The sequence below is a fragment of the Streptomyces sp. NPDC088747 genome (assembly GCF_044751025.1).
Taxonomy (GTDB): domain Bacteria; phylum Actinomycetota; class Actinomycetes; order Streptomycetales; family Streptomycetaceae; genus Streptomyces.
This window is the reverse complement of record NZ_JBIVKZ010000012.1, coordinates 134,990-149,275: the sequence shown is the minus strand read 5'-3', so window position 1 is coordinate 149,275 and position 14,286 is coordinate 134,990. Positions and strand designations below refer to the sequence as shown.

The window sequence follows — 14,286 nt, the reverse complement described above, 5'->3', positions numbered from 1 at the left end:
CATGTCCGCCATCACCCCTGCCCAGTCCCCGAAGTCGCCGCTCCAGAAGCTGCGTTCGGCCACCGGTGCCCGCCGCGTCTACATGCACACCCTGCTCATCGGTGTCGCGGTCGTCATGCTCTACCCGCTGCTGTGGATGCTCAGCAGCTCGCTCAAGCCCGACACCGAGATCTTCACGCACCCCGGCCTCATCCCGAACGCGCTGCGCCCGGAGAACTACTCCGAGGGCTGGAGCGGCTCGGGCAACTCCTTCTCCCTCTACATCACCAACTCGCTGATCGTCACGATCGGCGCGGTGACAGGCAACGTCATCACCTGCTCGCTGGCCGCCTACGCCTTCGCGCGCTTCGAGTTCCGCGGCAAGAAGATCTGGTTCGGCCTGATGCTCGGCACGCTCATGCTGCCCACCCAGGCGGTCCTGATCCCGCAGTACACGATCTTCTACAACCTGACCTGGATCAACACGTATCTGCCGCTCATCGTGCCGAAGTTCCTGGCCACGGACGCGTTCTTCATCTTCCTGATGGTCCAGTTCATCCGCTCCATCCCGCGTGAGCTCGACCACGCGGCCATGATGGACGGCGCCAACCCCTTCCAGATCTACTGGAAGATCATCCTGCCGTTGATGAAACCGGCGCTGATCACCACGACCATCTTCACCTTCATCTGGACGTACGACGACTTCCTCCACCAGCTCGTCTACCTCCAGCAGAACGACCGCTTCACCGTGCCTCTCGGCCTGACCCTGTTCATGGACCAGACCAGCGGCTCCTCCTATGGCGCGATGTTCGCCATGTCGACACTCGCCCTCCTGCCGACGCTCATATGCTTCCTCATCTTCCAGAAGAGGCTGGTAGAAGGCCTGGCGACCTCCGGCATGAAGGGCTGACACCATGCATCTCCCGCACCAGCGCGGCCCGTTGCACGACCTTCCGGACGACCCCGCCGCGTACGACGCCGTCCTCGCCGGCGTCACCGAGGAGGCCCTCACCCGCCTCACCCCGGAAGGCGGCCTCGAACACCCCGCCGCCCGCGACGACATCGGCGACACCTCCCTGGGCATCACCTCCCTGCTCGCCCTCGCCTGGCAGCGCACCAAGGACCCGCGGCTGCCGGAGGCGGTGCGGCGCAGCCTCGCCTTCCACCTCCGTGAGCGGGTGTTCACCGAGGACAACCCCGGCTACCCGAACCTGCGGTCGCGCGACTCCGGTCTGCCGTACGCCCGTTACGTCCTGGACGCGGGCGCCCATCCCATCGGCGACTGGCCGAGCACGGTGTGGGCGCTGCTCCAGGCGGTCAACGTCCTGGACGCGGCCGACGGCCTCATCGACGACGAACAGGTCCATGAGCTGCGGGAGTTGGCGAGCGGCTACTGGAAGTGGCTGACGGAGGCGACCTTCTTCAACCCGCAGGAGGCCGGCAACCAGGCCATCGGCTGCGTGGTCGGCGGGTTGCAACTCGCTCGCCATCTCCCCTCCGAGGAGGGGGAGCCGATCCGCGCGAAGGCGATCGGCCTGTACGTCGACGAGATCCGGGCTCGTCGCGTGCGCGGCCGGGGTGCCCTGCTGCCCCCGGAGCACGGCGGCGCGTACGACAACAACTACGGCCCGATCTCCCTCTCCTTCCTCGCCCGCGCGCACCTCGTCAGCGGCGAGGAGATCTTCGCCGAGGACGGTGACGCGCTCGCCCGCTACATCGACGCCCGGCTGACCGTCGGCGGCTTCGACAACGGCGGCCCGCGCTACAGCGAACAGCACTCCGGGTTCGAGTCCGTCCTCGGGCTGCGCTACTTCGGCCGGCGGATCGGCGCCGACCTCGGCCGCTACCGGGGCGACACCCGCTGGGGCCGGCACGCGGTCCAGCGGGACGGCGGCATCGACGGCCACTTCGCCTTCATGCTGTGCTGGCAGATCCAGGACACCACACCCTGGCACCGCGACCCCTCCAAGGACCCCCTGCGGCACCAACTCCGCGCGGGCACCGTCTCGGTGGCCTTCGAGGACAGCATGACTCCGTCACTGATCGAGGCAGCGGGCACGTACTACCTGCCCGCGGCCGTCGACCGGCAGCACGGCTTCGGCCCGGTCACCGACGGTTTCCTGCTGTGCCGCCCGATGGGCGAGACCCGGGTGCGCGACCTCCGTACCGACGCGCTGACGGCCAAGCTCGTCACCAAGCCGGTCGTCGGCCGCGACCACGTCCTGCGCCACGTCCGGTCCCTGTACGTCACGGACGGCACCAGCCTGTGGGTGACCGTCGCCGTGGAACGGCTCGACGGGACGCCGTACCTGCTGGCCGGGATGCCGTACGCGGCCGACGACGGCGACCGCGTGCGCAGGACCGCGGAGGCCGACGTGGTCTCGGCGGGCGACCTGCGCCTGACCCACCCGCCGACGGAGAGCGTGGACCACTTCGACACACGCGCGGAGCGGACCCAGGAACAGGCGGCCTTCGCGCTGGCGGCCGACCCGCGCGGCTACGGCAACCCGGACGACGGCTGGCGCCGCCTCGTCACCTCCTCCGCCCTCGAAGCGGACCCGGCGCCCGGCGCACCGGAGGAACAGCACGTCTTCGCCGTCCGCTACGGACCCGGCGGCCCCTTCGCCCCGTCCTTCGAGTCCACCCCGGCAGGACTCACGGTCCGCACCGAGGCGTTCACCGCCCTGATGGGAGACCCCGCGGGCGACACCCACGGGGAACCGGAACTGGAGCTCACTCCCCGCTGAACACCGCCTCCCCGACCACCAGGTCCGCGCGGTCCCGGGTCGCGGCGACCAGGTCGGCGTTGCGCTGGTCCGTGCCGAGCACCCAGGCCAGGGCCGTCTCGTGGTCCTTGCCGAACTCTTCGTGCCGGGCAACGAGACGGCGCAGGCGCTCGGCTTCGTCGAGTTCGCGGAACCAGACCTCGTCGAGCTGGCAGCGCACCCGGGTCCAGGCGGCGTCGCGGAGGAGGAGGTAGTTGCCCTCGGTGATGATCAGGCGGGCGGTGCGGGGCACGGGGACGGCGGCGGCGAGGGGCTGTTCCAGGGTGCGTTCGAAGCCGGGCGCGTAGACCAGGTCCTCCTCGTCCTCCCGCAGCCGGCGGAGCAGCGCCGCGTATCCCGCCGCGTCGAACGTGTCGGGCGCGCCCTTGCGGTCGCGGCGGCCCAGCCGGTCCAGCTCGACGTCCGCCAGATGGAACCCGTCCATCGGCACCTGGGCGGCCCAGGCGGGCCCGTCCCCGTTCAGCTCCCGGACCAGCCGCTCGGCGAGCGTGGTCTTGCCCGATCCCGGGCTGCCGGCGATGCCGAGGAGGGCGCGGTGCCCGGGACATACGAGGGAGGCGGCCCGCTTGAGGAGGCCGGTGAGGTCACGCGGCTCGCCGAGGGTCACGGGCGCTCCGGCCGTGCGGTGCGCGGCATCCGGACGACCGCCGTCCGGCCTCTCGGACCGACCGTCGTCCGGTTCGGCGGTGCGCCGTCCGCCTCCATCGGCACCTGGTCGAGGAACACTGGCGGGGTCCGCGAAATGACCGGTCCGGGCAGGGGCGTGAAGACGGCGAATTCCATGACTTCAGTATCCCGGCCAGAAGGTGAATTCCGGCCAGTCACGCGGCGCCCGGAGCCGATCGGCGGTGGATTCGGCTTATGCTGACGCGACTGTTGAATTCTGGTCAATATCTGGCACGGCAGCGGCCACGCACGGGGAGAACACCATGTCGCAGCAGGGCCCCACGCTCGCCCCCCACAGCTACCGGCTGTACTTCGACCATCTGCTCGGCTGCCAGAAGTGCGGCACCCCGCCGAGACGTTGCGACGCCGGCGCGGCGCTGTACCGCGCCTACCGCGCGGACCTGAAGAAGTCCTAAGTCACCCGTCCGCCGGGCCGGAAACGTGTGGCGTGCGCCACCCCGTGGGCGCGGCCGATCGGGGCACACTGCCCGTATGACAGAGCAGCTCGGTCTTCCCGAGGAAATCCAGGCCTGCCTCTTCGATCTCGACGGGGTCATCACCAAGACCGCCGTCGTCCACGCGGCCGCCTGGAAGCGGACGTTCGACGAGTTCCTGCACCGCCGAGACGGCGAGGGCTTCCGACCCTTCGAAGACGCCGACTACAACGCCTACGTGGACGGACGCCCACGCGCCGACGGCGTCCGCGCCTTCCTCGCCTCCCGCGCCGTCGAACTCCCCGAGGGGAAACCCGACGACTCGCCGGACGAGGAGACCGTCCAGGGCCTCGGCAACCGCAAGAACAGCCTGCTCCTGGAACTGATCCGCAGCGGCGGCGTCGAGGCGTACGACGGCACGCTGCGCTATGTCGAGAAGGTCCGGGCCAGTGGCCTGCGGACCGCGGTCGTCTCCTCCAGCACCAACTGCCGTGACATTCTGCGCGCGGTGGGAGCCGAGGCCCTGTTCGAGGTCAGGATCGACGGCGTGGTCGCCACCGAACGCGGCCTGCCCGGCAAGCCGCGCCCCGACACCTTCCTGGCCGCCGCCCGCGACCTCGGGGTTGAAGCGTCGCAGGCCGCCGTCTTCGAGGACGCGCTGGCCGGCATGGACGCGGGCCGCTCGGGCCACTTCGGATACGTCGTCGGGATCGACCGCGTCGGCCAGAGCGCCGAACTGCGCGCGCACGGCGCGGACATCGTCGTACAGGATCTCGCGGAACTGGGGGAGAGCGCGTGATCACTCACACGTCGTACGCCGTCGAACCGTGGACGTTGCGCGAGCACGTCCTCAACCTGGACGTACTGCCGCAGAGCGAGTCGGTGTTCGCGCTCTCCAACGGCCATGTCGGCTGGCGCGGAAACCTCGACGAGGGCGAACCGCACGGCCTTCCCGGCTCCTACCTCAACGGTGTCCACGAGGTCCACCCGCTGCCGTACGCCGAAGCCGGGTACGGCTACCCGGAGTCCGGCCAGACGGTCATCAACGTCACCAACGGCAAGGTCATCCGGCTGCTCGTCGACGACGAGCCGTTCGACCTGCGCTACGGACGGCTCCGCTCCCACCAGCGCGTCCTGGACCTGCGCACCGGTCTGCTCACCCGGACCTGCGAATGGACCTCACCGGCGGGCGACACCGTCCGCGTCCGCTCCACCCGGCTGGTGTCCTTCACCCAGCGCGCGATCGCCGCCGTCTCCTACGAGGTGGAGGCCGTCGACTCCCGCGTCCGTGTCGTGGTCCAGTCGGAACTGGTCGCCAACGAACAACTGCCGGGCCGCAACGGCGATCCGCGGGCCGCGATCGTCCTGGAGTCGCCGCTGGAGGGGGAGGAGCACTTCGCGGAGGACGGCCGCCTCAAGCTCGTGCACCGCACCCGGCGCAGCGGACTGCGGGTCGCCACCGCCGCCGACCACGTCGTGACGGGACCCGAACCCACCACCACGAGCAGCGAGAGCAGCAGCGACGTCGCCCGCCTCACCGTCACCTCCGTGCTGGACCCCGGCCAGAAACTGCACGTGGAGAAGCTCGTCTCCTACGGCTGGTCGAGCACCCGGTCCCTGCCCGCGCTGCGGGCCCAGGCCGACGCGGCGCTCGCCTCCGCCCAGCACGGCGGCTGGCAGGGTCTCGTCGACGAACAGCGTGCCTACCTGGACGACTTCTGGGCGCGCGCGGACGTCGAGGTGGACGGCGACGAGGAGATCCAGCAGGCCGTACGGTTCGCGCTCTTCCACGTCCTGCAGGCCGGGGCCCGCGCCGAACAGCGCGCGATACCGGCGAAGGGACTCACCGGATCCGGCTATGACGGGCACGCCTTCTGGGACACCGAGACCTTCGTGCTTCCGCTGCTCACCTACACCGCGCCCGGCGCGGTCGCCGAGGCGCTGCGCTGGCGCCAGAGCACCCTGCCCGCCGCCCGCGAGCGCGCCACCCAACTGGGCCTGCGCGGGGCCGCGTTCCCCTGGCGGACCATCGCCGGCGAGGAGGGCTCGGCGTACTGGCCGGCCGGGACCGCCGCGTTCCACGTCAACGCCGACATCGCCGACGCCGTCGTGCACTACACGACCGTCACCGGCGACAAGCGCTTCGAACGCGACACCGGGGTCGAACTGCTGGTGGAGACGGCCCGTCTGTGGCGCTCCCTCGGACACCACGACCACCAGGGCGGTTTCCACATCGACGGGGTGACGGGTCCCGACGAGTACAGCGCCGTCGCCGACGACAACACGTACACCAACCTGATGGCCCGGGCGAACCTCCTGGCCGCCGCGGACGTCGTCGAGCGGCACCCGCGCCAGGCGGCGGCGCTCGGCGTCGACGACGAGGAGAGCGCCGCCTGGCGCGACGCCGCGGGGGCCATGCACGTCCCCTACAACCACGAACTCGGGGTGCACGAACAGAACGCGGGGTTCACCCGCTACCAGCGCTGGGACTTCGCCGCCACCCGCCCCGACCAGTACCCGCTGATGCTGCACTTCCCCTACTTCGACATCTACCGCAAGCAGGTCGTCAAACAGGCGGACCTGGTGCTCGCCATGTACAAGTGCAGCCCCTACTTCGACGACGAGCACAAGGCCCGCAACTTCGCCTACTACGAGCCCCTCACCGTCCGCGACTCCTCCCTGTCCGCCTGCTGCCAGGCCGTGATCGCGGCCGAGGCCGGACATCCGGGGCTCGCCTACGACTACCTGGTGGAAGCCGCGCTGATGGACCTGCGGGACCTGGAGAACAACACCCGGGACGGCCTGCACATCGCCTCGCTCGCCGGCACCTGGATGGCCCTGGTCGCCGGGTTCGGCGGCCTGCGCCACCACGGCGGCACCCTGGAGTTCAAGCCCCGGCTGCCGGAGCGGTTCCACCGGCTCGCCTTCAACCTGGAACTCCTGGGCCGCCGCCTGCGCGTGGAGATCGCCCCCGCCAGCGCGACGTACACGATCCTGAGCGGCGAACCCCTGGAGATCCGCCACTACCGCGAGACCGTCACCGTCGACGCCGACAAGCCCCACAGCCTGCCGATCCCGGCTCCCAGGCTGCGCCCCGCCCCCGACCAGCCGCCGCACCGGCGGCCGAACAGTCAGGGGTGAGGCGCGGGGTCCCGGACGTCAGTCGCGGGCGATGCTCGGCGCGACGTCCTCGTACCGCTCCACCGGCTGGGCGGCCGCCGTGCTGCGCGCGGCGGCCGTGGTCTGCGGCTTACCGCAGAACGCGGACTCCAGGGTGCCGGCCATCGTGGTCAGCACCGTGCCGTTGTTCGAGGTGTTGGCGAGTGCGGTGACGCTGCGCTTGCCGTCCTTCGAGGTGAACGCGTACGTGTAGTAGCCCTGGACGGTGCCCGTGTGACCGTAGACGGACACCCCGCAGGACAGGTCGCGGCGGCGCAGACCGAGGCCGTAGCCCTGGGTGCTGTTGACCGGCGTCCACTGCTGCATCTGCGCGAGCTGCCCGGCGGACATGAGCCTTCCGCCGAGCAGCGCGGAGAAGAAGGTGTTGAGGTCACGGGTGCTGGAGATGACCGCGCCCGCGCTCTGCGCCCAGGAGACCGTCTGCTCGGTGGCGTCGACCATCGGGAGGGCGGGATCGTCGTCCGGGAGGTAGCCGTTGGCGTGCCGGCCGGCGATCGCGGTGTCCGGGTGGACGTACGAGGTGCTGCTCAGCTTCAGCGGCTTGATGATGCGCTTCTGGTACTCCGTGCGGACGGACTTGCCGGTGAGCTTCTCGATGAGCATGCCGCCGACGACGAAGTTGGTGTTGGAGTACGAATAGGCGGCGCCCGGCGCGTTGTTGAGCGGCTTCGCCAGGGACAGGTCCACCAGTTCCTGGTAGCTGAACACCTTGTTGCGGACGGACTCGAAGCCCGGGACGGTCTGCGCGAACATGTCGTTCGTGTAGTCGTACAGACCGCTGCGGTGGCTCATCAGGTGGCGGACGGTGATCCGGTCGTCGGGCAGCAGCCCCGGAAGGTAGCTGTTCACCGAGGTGTCCAGGTCGAGCTTGCCCTCGTCGACCAGTTGCAGCAGCACCACGGCCGTGAAGCTCTTGCTCACGCTGCCGACGCGGAACCGGTCGGCGGTGTTCAGGGCACGCCCGGTGACCCGGTCGGCGTCTCCCTCGGACAGCCGGTGGACGGTGCCGTTGTCGTCCACCCGCACCATCGCGCCGGGTGCCCCCTGGGTCAGCGCCGTACGCAGCACCTGGCGCAGCCCCGCGTCGTCCGGTGCCGCCAACTCCTCTGCGGCGACGCCCGCTTCACGCTCGGCGCCCGCGGGGGCCGCCTGTGCGGGCACTGCCAGGAGGGACACCAGAACCGCGCCCAGTGCCGTACCCATGCCGACCGTTCCTGAGACCATCTGAATTCTTCTCCCGAGTTGTTTCTGCCGGTGCGCAACTCCGGCTCGAACAGCGCCGCGGATGCGAACGCCGCAACTCTTTCTACGCACCAGAGGTCACACGGGTTGCATCGCCGCTGGAGAAATCGGAAAAAGGTGCCTCGAAAGCGGTGAGTTGGCGCAATCGGGAGGGTCAGGCGCCGAAGAGCTGCGTCCAGTAGGTGCCCGCCTTACCGCCTCCGGCCAGGCCCGTTCCGATGTGGGTGAAGGCGGGTTTGAGGATGTTGGCGCGATGGCCGGGGCTGTTCATCCAGCCGAGGACGACCTCGGCCGGGGAGCGCTGGCCGCAGGCGATGTTCTCCCCGATGGTGCGCCGGGTGCTGCCCGCGGCGGCGGCACGGTCCCAGGGCTGGGCGCCCCCGGGGGAGGTGTGGGAGTAGAACGCGCGGGCCACCATGTCGTCGCTGTGCCTCTGCGCCGCGTCGGCCAGCAGCGGGTCGACCGACAGGGGCCGCAGTCCCGCCGCGGTGCGTTCGGCGTTGGTGAGCGCGACGACCTCGCTCGCCGTCCGCGCCAGGCCGCCCTGGCTGAAGGGCCGCGCCCACAGCGCCGTCCAGTACAGGTGGCCGGAGCGGTCGGCCACGTACGCGAGACCGGCCTGGTCGAACGCGGGCTCGCACAGCGTGCGCCGGGTCTGCTCGGACGACAGGCAGTACTTCACGAAGTCGCCCGGTGTGCGCGGGCCGGAGACCAGGTGTTCGCCGATGGTGAGATACGCGTATCCGGCCGCCGTGACGCGCTGGTACACGGAGGTGCCGTCCGGCCCCTCGGCACCGAGGGCGCCGCGAGCGGCCATCACACCGGCGTGGGCACGCGCGGCGGACGTCAGCCGCGCGTCGAGGGAGACGGGCGGCGAACCGGCCCGTGCGCGTGCGGAGTTCACCAGGCCGAGGAATCCGTCTGGGGCGGGTTCGGAGGCCGCACCGCCGGCTGGTCCGTGGGTCCGCGGTGCGTAGGTGGACCGGCCGGCCGGTCCGCGGGCCTGTGGTGCGGAGGCCGTCCGGCTGCCGGGCCCGCCGCCGTGCGATGCGGTGTTCACCCGTCCGGTCGGCCCGTTCCCGTGGGGCACGCCGCCCGGCGCGGTGTCCTCGGCGACATCGACCCCGAAGTCCCTGGCCAGGCCCGCGAGTCCGTCCGCGTACCCCTGGCCCAGCGCGCGCAGTTTCCACCCGCCGCCGCGCCGGTAGATCTCGGCGAGCAGCAGCACGGTCTCCCGCTGGGGGCGCGACGGAGTGAAGCGGGCGAGGGTGTGCGAGCCCGGTCCCGTCACGTACAGCGTGGGTGCGGGCAGTCGCGCCAGGGGCGTGGCGGGGTCGGCGGAGCTGACGACCACCGTGACGCGGCCGGCTCCTGGCCTCAGCCCGCGGGGATCGATGACGAGCTCCTGGCCCTGGAGCCGGGCGCCGGACGCGCTCGGCTGGTTGTAGAAAACGAAGTCGCTGTCGCCACGGACCTTCCCGCCGTCATCCGTGATCAGCGCGGAGACGTCGAAGGGGCCCGGCACCCGGAGAGTCAGGACGTCGCCGGGAAGGGGCACATTGCCCCCGGGAACCAACTCGGTCATGGTGCCGCCCCGTCGACGTAGCGATCCGAAAACGGCCTTCGACGAGGGCATTCACGCCGAGGGCCGTCGGACGGTCAACGCTTCGTCGGTGCGCCCGGGTTCCCGTCGAGGGCCGCGCGGTCACCCGCCGAGGGCCGCATGGACCGCAGGGCCATCAGCAGTACGCCGATGTCGTCCAGGTAGATGGGATCGGGCAGCAGATCGGTCGGCAGCACGAGATAGGCGACGGCGCCCCAGAAGACCCAGCGGGGGCCGGACGGCAGCCCTGCCCGGCGCAGCTCGCTGCGGGCGCGGACGAGCCTGACCAGCAGGGAGATCGCGAGGCCGAGTGCGACGGCACCCAGGATCGCGACGATGACGATGACCGTCCAGGTCGTGGAATCCATGTGTCCGTCCAGGGCTCTCGGCGGGCCGTTGCTGCCTCACGTGTTCCCGCTCAGACCCTTCCTACCGCACCGGATCGGGCCGGACTCAACTCCGCGGTACGTGGTTGTCGACGAGCGCCTGGCTGACGGCACGGATGCTGCGGGCGATGTGCTGGAGCTGGAGTACCTCCGCCGCGTACAGCTTGATGGTGTGTTCGATGACTCCCTCGTGCAGACCGAGCGCGGGCAGTTCGGCGCGGGCGGTCTGGAGTGCGGTGCGGGCGACACGGATCTCGTGCTGCACCTGGATCTGCGCGTGGCGGGCCAGCAGTACCGGGTGCTTGATCAGCGTGGGGTAGCTGGCGTAGCGGGCCGGCACCAGCTCACGCAGCCATCTGACCGCCGATCGCTCCCAGTCGAAGCTGCCGGGAGTCTTGACCTGGCACGGCCAGTCCGAGGTGATCGGGGAGTACGTCGTCAGGGCCATGTTCGTCGCTTCCGGGTCACGTCGGCGGGGGAGTTGGGGGCGGCCCCGGCCTAGGGGATGGCCGGGGCCGCCACCGCGGCCACCAGGGACCCGGAGCGGGTAGGAGCAGGGGGCCCGGGTGGACTCGAGAAGTATTTATATATACCGCCGGATACGCAAGAACATGAAAACATTCATGCTGTATTTCGTGTGAACAATCCACAGATGTGGCGGTATAGGAAGGAGTGGGGAAACCCCGGGGTGATTCCTCAGTCCCTGAGGAAGAACTGGTGCTCGTCGGCGACCTGCTCGTACTCCTCCAGGCGGGCTTGGGTCCGCTCCGGATCGTCGTCGGTCATGGCCTGGAGCAGCGCCGCCGACATCACGACCGGCGCCGCGTAGGAGTCGAAGACCAGCCGCGATCCGGTGCCCGTGGCGAAGGTGACGTCCGCCTCGTCGGCCACCGGGCCGAGCGCCAGGTCGGTGATCAGGGCCACCCGCAGGCCCGCGCTGCGCGCCACCCGTACCGCGGTAAGCGTCTCCTGGGCGTGCCGGGGCATGTCGAAGGCCAGCACCCAGGTGCCGCCCGCCGCCCGGGACTGGAGCAGCGCGTCGTAGGCGACGCTGCCGCCCCGGGTCACCAGCCGCACATCCGGGTGGATACGCCGCGCGGCGTACGCGAAGTACTCGGCCAGCGACACGGAGATCCGCAGGCCAAGGACCGTCAGCGGCGTCGATTTCGACAGGGCCCGGCCGACCCGGATCACCTGGTCGGGATCGGCGAAGTCCCGGCGCAGGTTCTCCAGGTTCTGGATCTCGGCGTCCACCGCGGCCTGGAGTTCGTTGCTCGTGGCCTCCGCGGCGGTGCCCGGCGTGCTGCCGAGGGTGCTGAGCGCGATGGACTGGAGCGTCTCCCGTAGCGCGGGGTAACCGCTGAAGCCGACCGCCGCGGCGAAACGGGTCACGGAGGGCTGACTGACGCCCACGCGTTCGGCGAGGTCGGTGATCGACAGGAACGCCGCCTCGGTGATGTGCTCGATCAGGTACTGGGCGATCCGGCGCTGTCCGGGGGAGAGCCGGGGCCCGTCGAACAGCTCTCTGAGCTGGGACGTGGGAGCGGCGCCCGCCTCCGGGGCCGTCTTCCCCGAGGTGATCGCGGATGCCTGTGCGCGTGCCTGCTGCGGCGATGGCACGGATGTGCCTCCTTCGTGTCCCACAAGCACTCAACATAGCTCACGGTCAGTGGCCGCCCCGGTGGACGGCGGCGGAGGTCACACGCGTGGTTTCCGTTTCAAGAACGGCTTCGGGGTAACCCGCGCAACACCACAAGTTGCCTGCTCGAAGGCGGATTTCTCAGATGAGTAACGGTGCGATGGTCCGGAAGGGTCGGCTCCGTGCGCGTAACGCCGCGACGGGCACGGCACGGGAGGGCGCGGCCAGGGCTGGACTGGTCGCACGCGGTGTGATCTACGCGCTGGTGGGTGTACTGGCCCTGCGGATCGCCTTCGGGGACAGCGGGCCTGAGGCCGACCGGAGCGGTGCGCTGGAGGAGATCTCCTCGAAGCCCTTCGGGGCCGTCCTGTTGTGGGCACTCGGTGCCGGACTCGTCTGCATGGCGCTGTGGCGCCTGTCCGAGGCGCTCTTCGGCGCGGCCGGGCCCGACGGAGGCAAGGCTAAGAAGCGGCTGATGTCCGCCGCGCGCTTCGTCTTCTACGGCTTCGTCGCCTACTCCGTCCTCGCCTTCGCCGCGGGTTCCGGTGGATCGGGCTCCAGCGACGACCAGTCCCGGGACGTCACGGCGAAGGCTTTGGAATGGCCCGCGGGCCAGTGGATAGTCGGCGCCGGCGGGGCGGCCCTGGTCGCGGCCGGCGTCTGGATCGCCGTTCGGGCCGTGATGCGCAAGTACCACAAGCACCTGAAGCTCGGTGAGATGTCGCGGCGCGCACGTCAGGCGGTCGACGTCGCCGGAGTGGGCGGCGGAGTGGCGCGCGGCGCGGTGTTCGCGGCGGCGGGGGTCTTCGCGGTACGGGCCGCGATCGACTACAAGCCCGACAAGGCCAAGGGGATGGACGACACGCTCCGGTCCTTCGCCGAGACCCCGGCCGGCCCCTGGCTGCTGGCCGTTGTCGCCGCGGGCCTCGTCCTGTTCGGGGTGTTCTCCTGGGCGATGGCGCGGTGGCGCAAGGTGTGAGTACGGCATCCCGCCCCCGGTCATGAGGGTGCCCCCGCCGCTGGATCGCGGCGGGGGCACCCTTACGTACGGCTCGGTCAGGGCTGTGCGGTGAGCGTGAAGCTCTGCGCGGTCGAGCCGTCACACGCGCGCTGGGTGAGCTGCACGCTGTTCGTCGCCGCGCCGGCCGCGGTCAGGCACTTGCCGCTGTGGCGCGCCGTGAAGTGGTAACGCCCGGTGCTCTCCTTCACCGGCAGCCACTGCTGGTTCTGGCCGCCCGAGTAACTCCACAGCTGCAGCGGCGCGTTGTCGGCGGCGGAGACGCCGGTCACGTCGATGACCTGCTGCGGAGCGCTGCGGATGGCGGCCTGCCGGTACCCGCTGTCCGTCGAGCGGAACTGGAACTGCTGCGCCTGCGTGCCGTTGCAGGCGTACTGCTGGATCGCGGTCCCGTTCGCCGTGGCGGCCGAACGGGCGTCCACACAGGTGCCGTTGCCCACGTTCGACAGCGAGTACCAGGCGGTCTCCGAGATCGAGTCGGCCGGAGGGGTCGACGTGTCCGCCCCGCCGAGCCACTTGAGCCCGTCCAGCACGAACTGGTTCTGCGTCGCGCTCGCGAACGTCGACGACAACCGCGTGTTGGTCGTGTAGTTCATCGCGTTGTGGCCGAAGTTCGCGTACAGCATCTTGTACTGGGTGTTGGTCCAGACGATCGGGTAATAGCCGCTGTACCAGCTCTGGTCGGGGTCCGTGCCCAGCGGGAAGCTGCTGGGGTCGACCGAGGCCAGGACCTTGATGTTCGGGTTCTGTCGCAGGTCGTTGGACCAGCTGTACCACTCGCTGACGGACGAGGTGAACGCGGCAGGCAGGTTCTTCGTCGACGGCTGCGTACGGTCCTCCACCTTCAGCACGGCTGTCGTGGGACCCCAGGTGTTCGTCGCGAAGTTGCCGCTTCCGAGGAACGTGTTGTGGTACCACGGCCACGCCGACGCGTTGGTCGTGAACGCCGAGACATGGAAGCCGAGCCAGGCGCCGCCGCCGCGCATGTACGCCTCGAACCCGGCGCGTTGGGCGGACGTCTGCGGCGAGTCGTCGAGGAACAGCACGACCTGGTAGGCGTTGACGCCGCCGTTGGCGAGCAGGTCCCAGTTGTTGCTGGCCGTGTAGGTGAAGCCGTTCGCCGCGGCCTGCCTGGGGAACCAGTCGTTCGCGTCCTTCACGAAGTCGATGTGCGCGGCGTCCCAGGTTCCGCTGTAGAGGGCCAGCACCTTGAAAGGCGCCGCCGCGGTGCTCCCCTGGGCGGCGGTGCTCGCCTGCGCGGCGGGTGGCGCCGCGAGGCCGAGCACCGTCGCCAGCAGGAGCAGCACCCTCAGGGCCGCACGAGCCGGACCGGATCTGCTGATGTGCATGACG

Annotated in this window: 14 protein-coding genes; 6 read left to right on the top strand and 8 right to left on the bottom strand. The window is 70.4% G+C overall.

The window, feature by feature from the left end; all coding sequences use genetic code 11:
• Position 1 precedes the first annotated feature (1 nt).
• Both ACIP79_RS26710 and ACIP79_RS26705 read left to right on the top strand, forming a co-directional pair.
• Positions 2-889 carry a carbohydrate ABC transporter permease gene (locus tag ACIP79_RS26710; RefSeq protein WP_401227200.1) on the top strand — a complete coding sequence of 296 codons (888 nt, stop codon included), beginning with the start codon at positions 2-4 and terminating at the stop codon, positions 887-889.
• 4 nt (positions 890-893) lie between these two features.
• Positions 894-2,726 carry a hypothetical protein gene (locus ACIP79_RS26705; RefSeq protein ID WP_401227198.1) on the top strand — a complete coding sequence of 611 codons (1,833 nt, stop codon included), beginning with the start codon at positions 894-896 and terminating at the stop codon, positions 2,724-2,726.
• Here ACIP79_RS26705 and ACIP79_RS26700 read toward each other — a convergent pair.
• Entirely contained in the window at positions 2,713-3,372 is a 660-nt protein-coding gene (locus ACIP79_RS26700; RefSeq protein WP_401227197.1) for a nucleoside/nucleotide kinase family protein, read from the bottom strand. The two genes, ACIP79_RS26705 and ACIP79_RS26700, sit on opposite strands and share 14 nt — an antisense overlap.
• Complete coding sequence (locus ACIP79_RS26695; protein ID WP_401227196.1) at positions 3,369-3,548, bottom strand: hypothetical protein; 180 nt, start codon at positions 3,546-3,548, stop codon at positions 3,369-3,371. Before ACIP79_RS26695 ends, ACIP79_RS26700 begins: the two co-directional genes overlap by 4 nt.
• A gap of 146 nt (positions 3,549-3,694) precedes the next feature.
• On the opposite strand from ACIP79_RS26695, the gene ACIP79_RS26690 reads away from it, so the two are divergent.
• The 3 genes from ACIP79_RS26690 to ACIP79_RS26680 all read left to right on the top strand — a co-directional run bounded on the left by ACIP79_RS26690 (position 3,695) and on the right by ACIP79_RS26680 (position 7,006).
• A complete protein-coding gene (locus ACIP79_RS26690) occupies positions 3,695-3,847 on the top strand; it encodes a hypothetical protein (RefSeq protein WP_401227195.1) in 153 nt (50 codons plus the stop codon).
• Positions 3,848-3,923: 76 nt separating this feature from the next.
• A complete protein-coding gene (locus tag ACIP79_RS26685; protein WP_401227194.1) occupies positions 3,924-4,664 on the top strand; it encodes an HAD family hydrolase in 741 nt (246 codons plus the stop codon).
• The gene (locus tag ACIP79_RS26680; protein ID WP_401227192.1) at positions 4,661-7,006 is read left to right on the top strand and encodes a glycoside hydrolase family 65 protein; all 2,346 of its coding nucleotides are present in this window, start codon (positions 4,661-4,663) and stop codon (positions 7,004-7,006) included. The genes ACIP79_RS26685 and ACIP79_RS26680 overlap by 4 nt, the downstream gene beginning before the upstream one ends.
• An 18-nt stretch (positions 7,007-7,024) precedes the next feature.
• On the opposite strand, the gene ACIP79_RS26675 is transcribed toward ACIP79_RS26680, so the two are convergent.
• From ACIP79_RS26675 to ACIP79_RS26655, 5 genes are all read right to left on the bottom strand, one after another.
• Positions 7,025-8,269, bottom strand: a complete 1,245-nt coding sequence (locus ACIP79_RS26675) for a serine hydrolase domain-containing protein (RefSeq protein WP_401227191.1) — start codon at positions 8,267-8,269, stop codon at positions 7,025-7,027.
• 172 nt (positions 8,270-8,441) lie between these two features.
• Complete coding sequence (locus tag ACIP79_RS26670) at positions 8,442-9,872, bottom strand: CAP domain-containing protein (RefSeq protein WP_401227190.1); 1,431 nt, start codon at positions 9,870-9,872, stop codon at positions 8,442-8,444.
• 74 nt (positions 9,873-9,946) lie between these two features.
• Complete coding sequence (locus tag ACIP79_RS26665) at positions 9,947-10,258, bottom strand: YkvA family protein (protein ID WP_383690404.1); 312 nt, start codon at positions 10,256-10,258, stop codon at positions 9,947-9,949.
• An 85-nt stretch (positions 10,259-10,343) separates the two neighbouring features.
• Positions 10,344-10,724, bottom strand: coding sequence for a hypothetical protein (locus ACIP79_RS26660; protein WP_383690405.1), 381 nt, complete (start codon positions 10,722-10,724; stop codon positions 10,344-10,346).
• A gap of 248 nt (positions 10,725-10,972) precedes the next feature.
• On the bottom strand, positions 10,973-11,896 hold the full coding sequence (locus ACIP79_RS26655) for a MurR/RpiR family transcriptional regulator (RefSeq protein WP_401227187.1): 924 nt from the start codon (positions 11,894-11,896) through the stop codon (positions 10,973-10,975).
• Positions 11,897-12,060: 164 nt separating this feature from the next.
• Here ACIP79_RS26655 and ACIP79_RS26650 point away from each other — a divergent pair, with 164 nt between their 5' ends.
• Positions 12,061-12,894, top strand: coding sequence for a DUF1206 domain-containing protein (locus tag ACIP79_RS26650; protein ID WP_401227185.1), 834 nt, complete (start codon positions 12,061-12,063; stop codon positions 12,892-12,894).
• A 77-nt stretch (positions 12,895-12,971) separates the two neighbouring features.
• Here the strand turns inward: ACIP79_RS26650 and ACIP79_RS26645 are convergent, their stop codons facing one another.
• Positions 12,972-14,282, bottom strand: coding sequence for a ThuA domain-containing protein (locus tag ACIP79_RS26645; protein ID WP_401227184.1), 1,311 nt, complete (start codon positions 14,280-14,282; stop codon positions 12,972-12,974).
• Between the last annotated feature and the right edge of the window lie 4 nt (positions 14,283-14,286).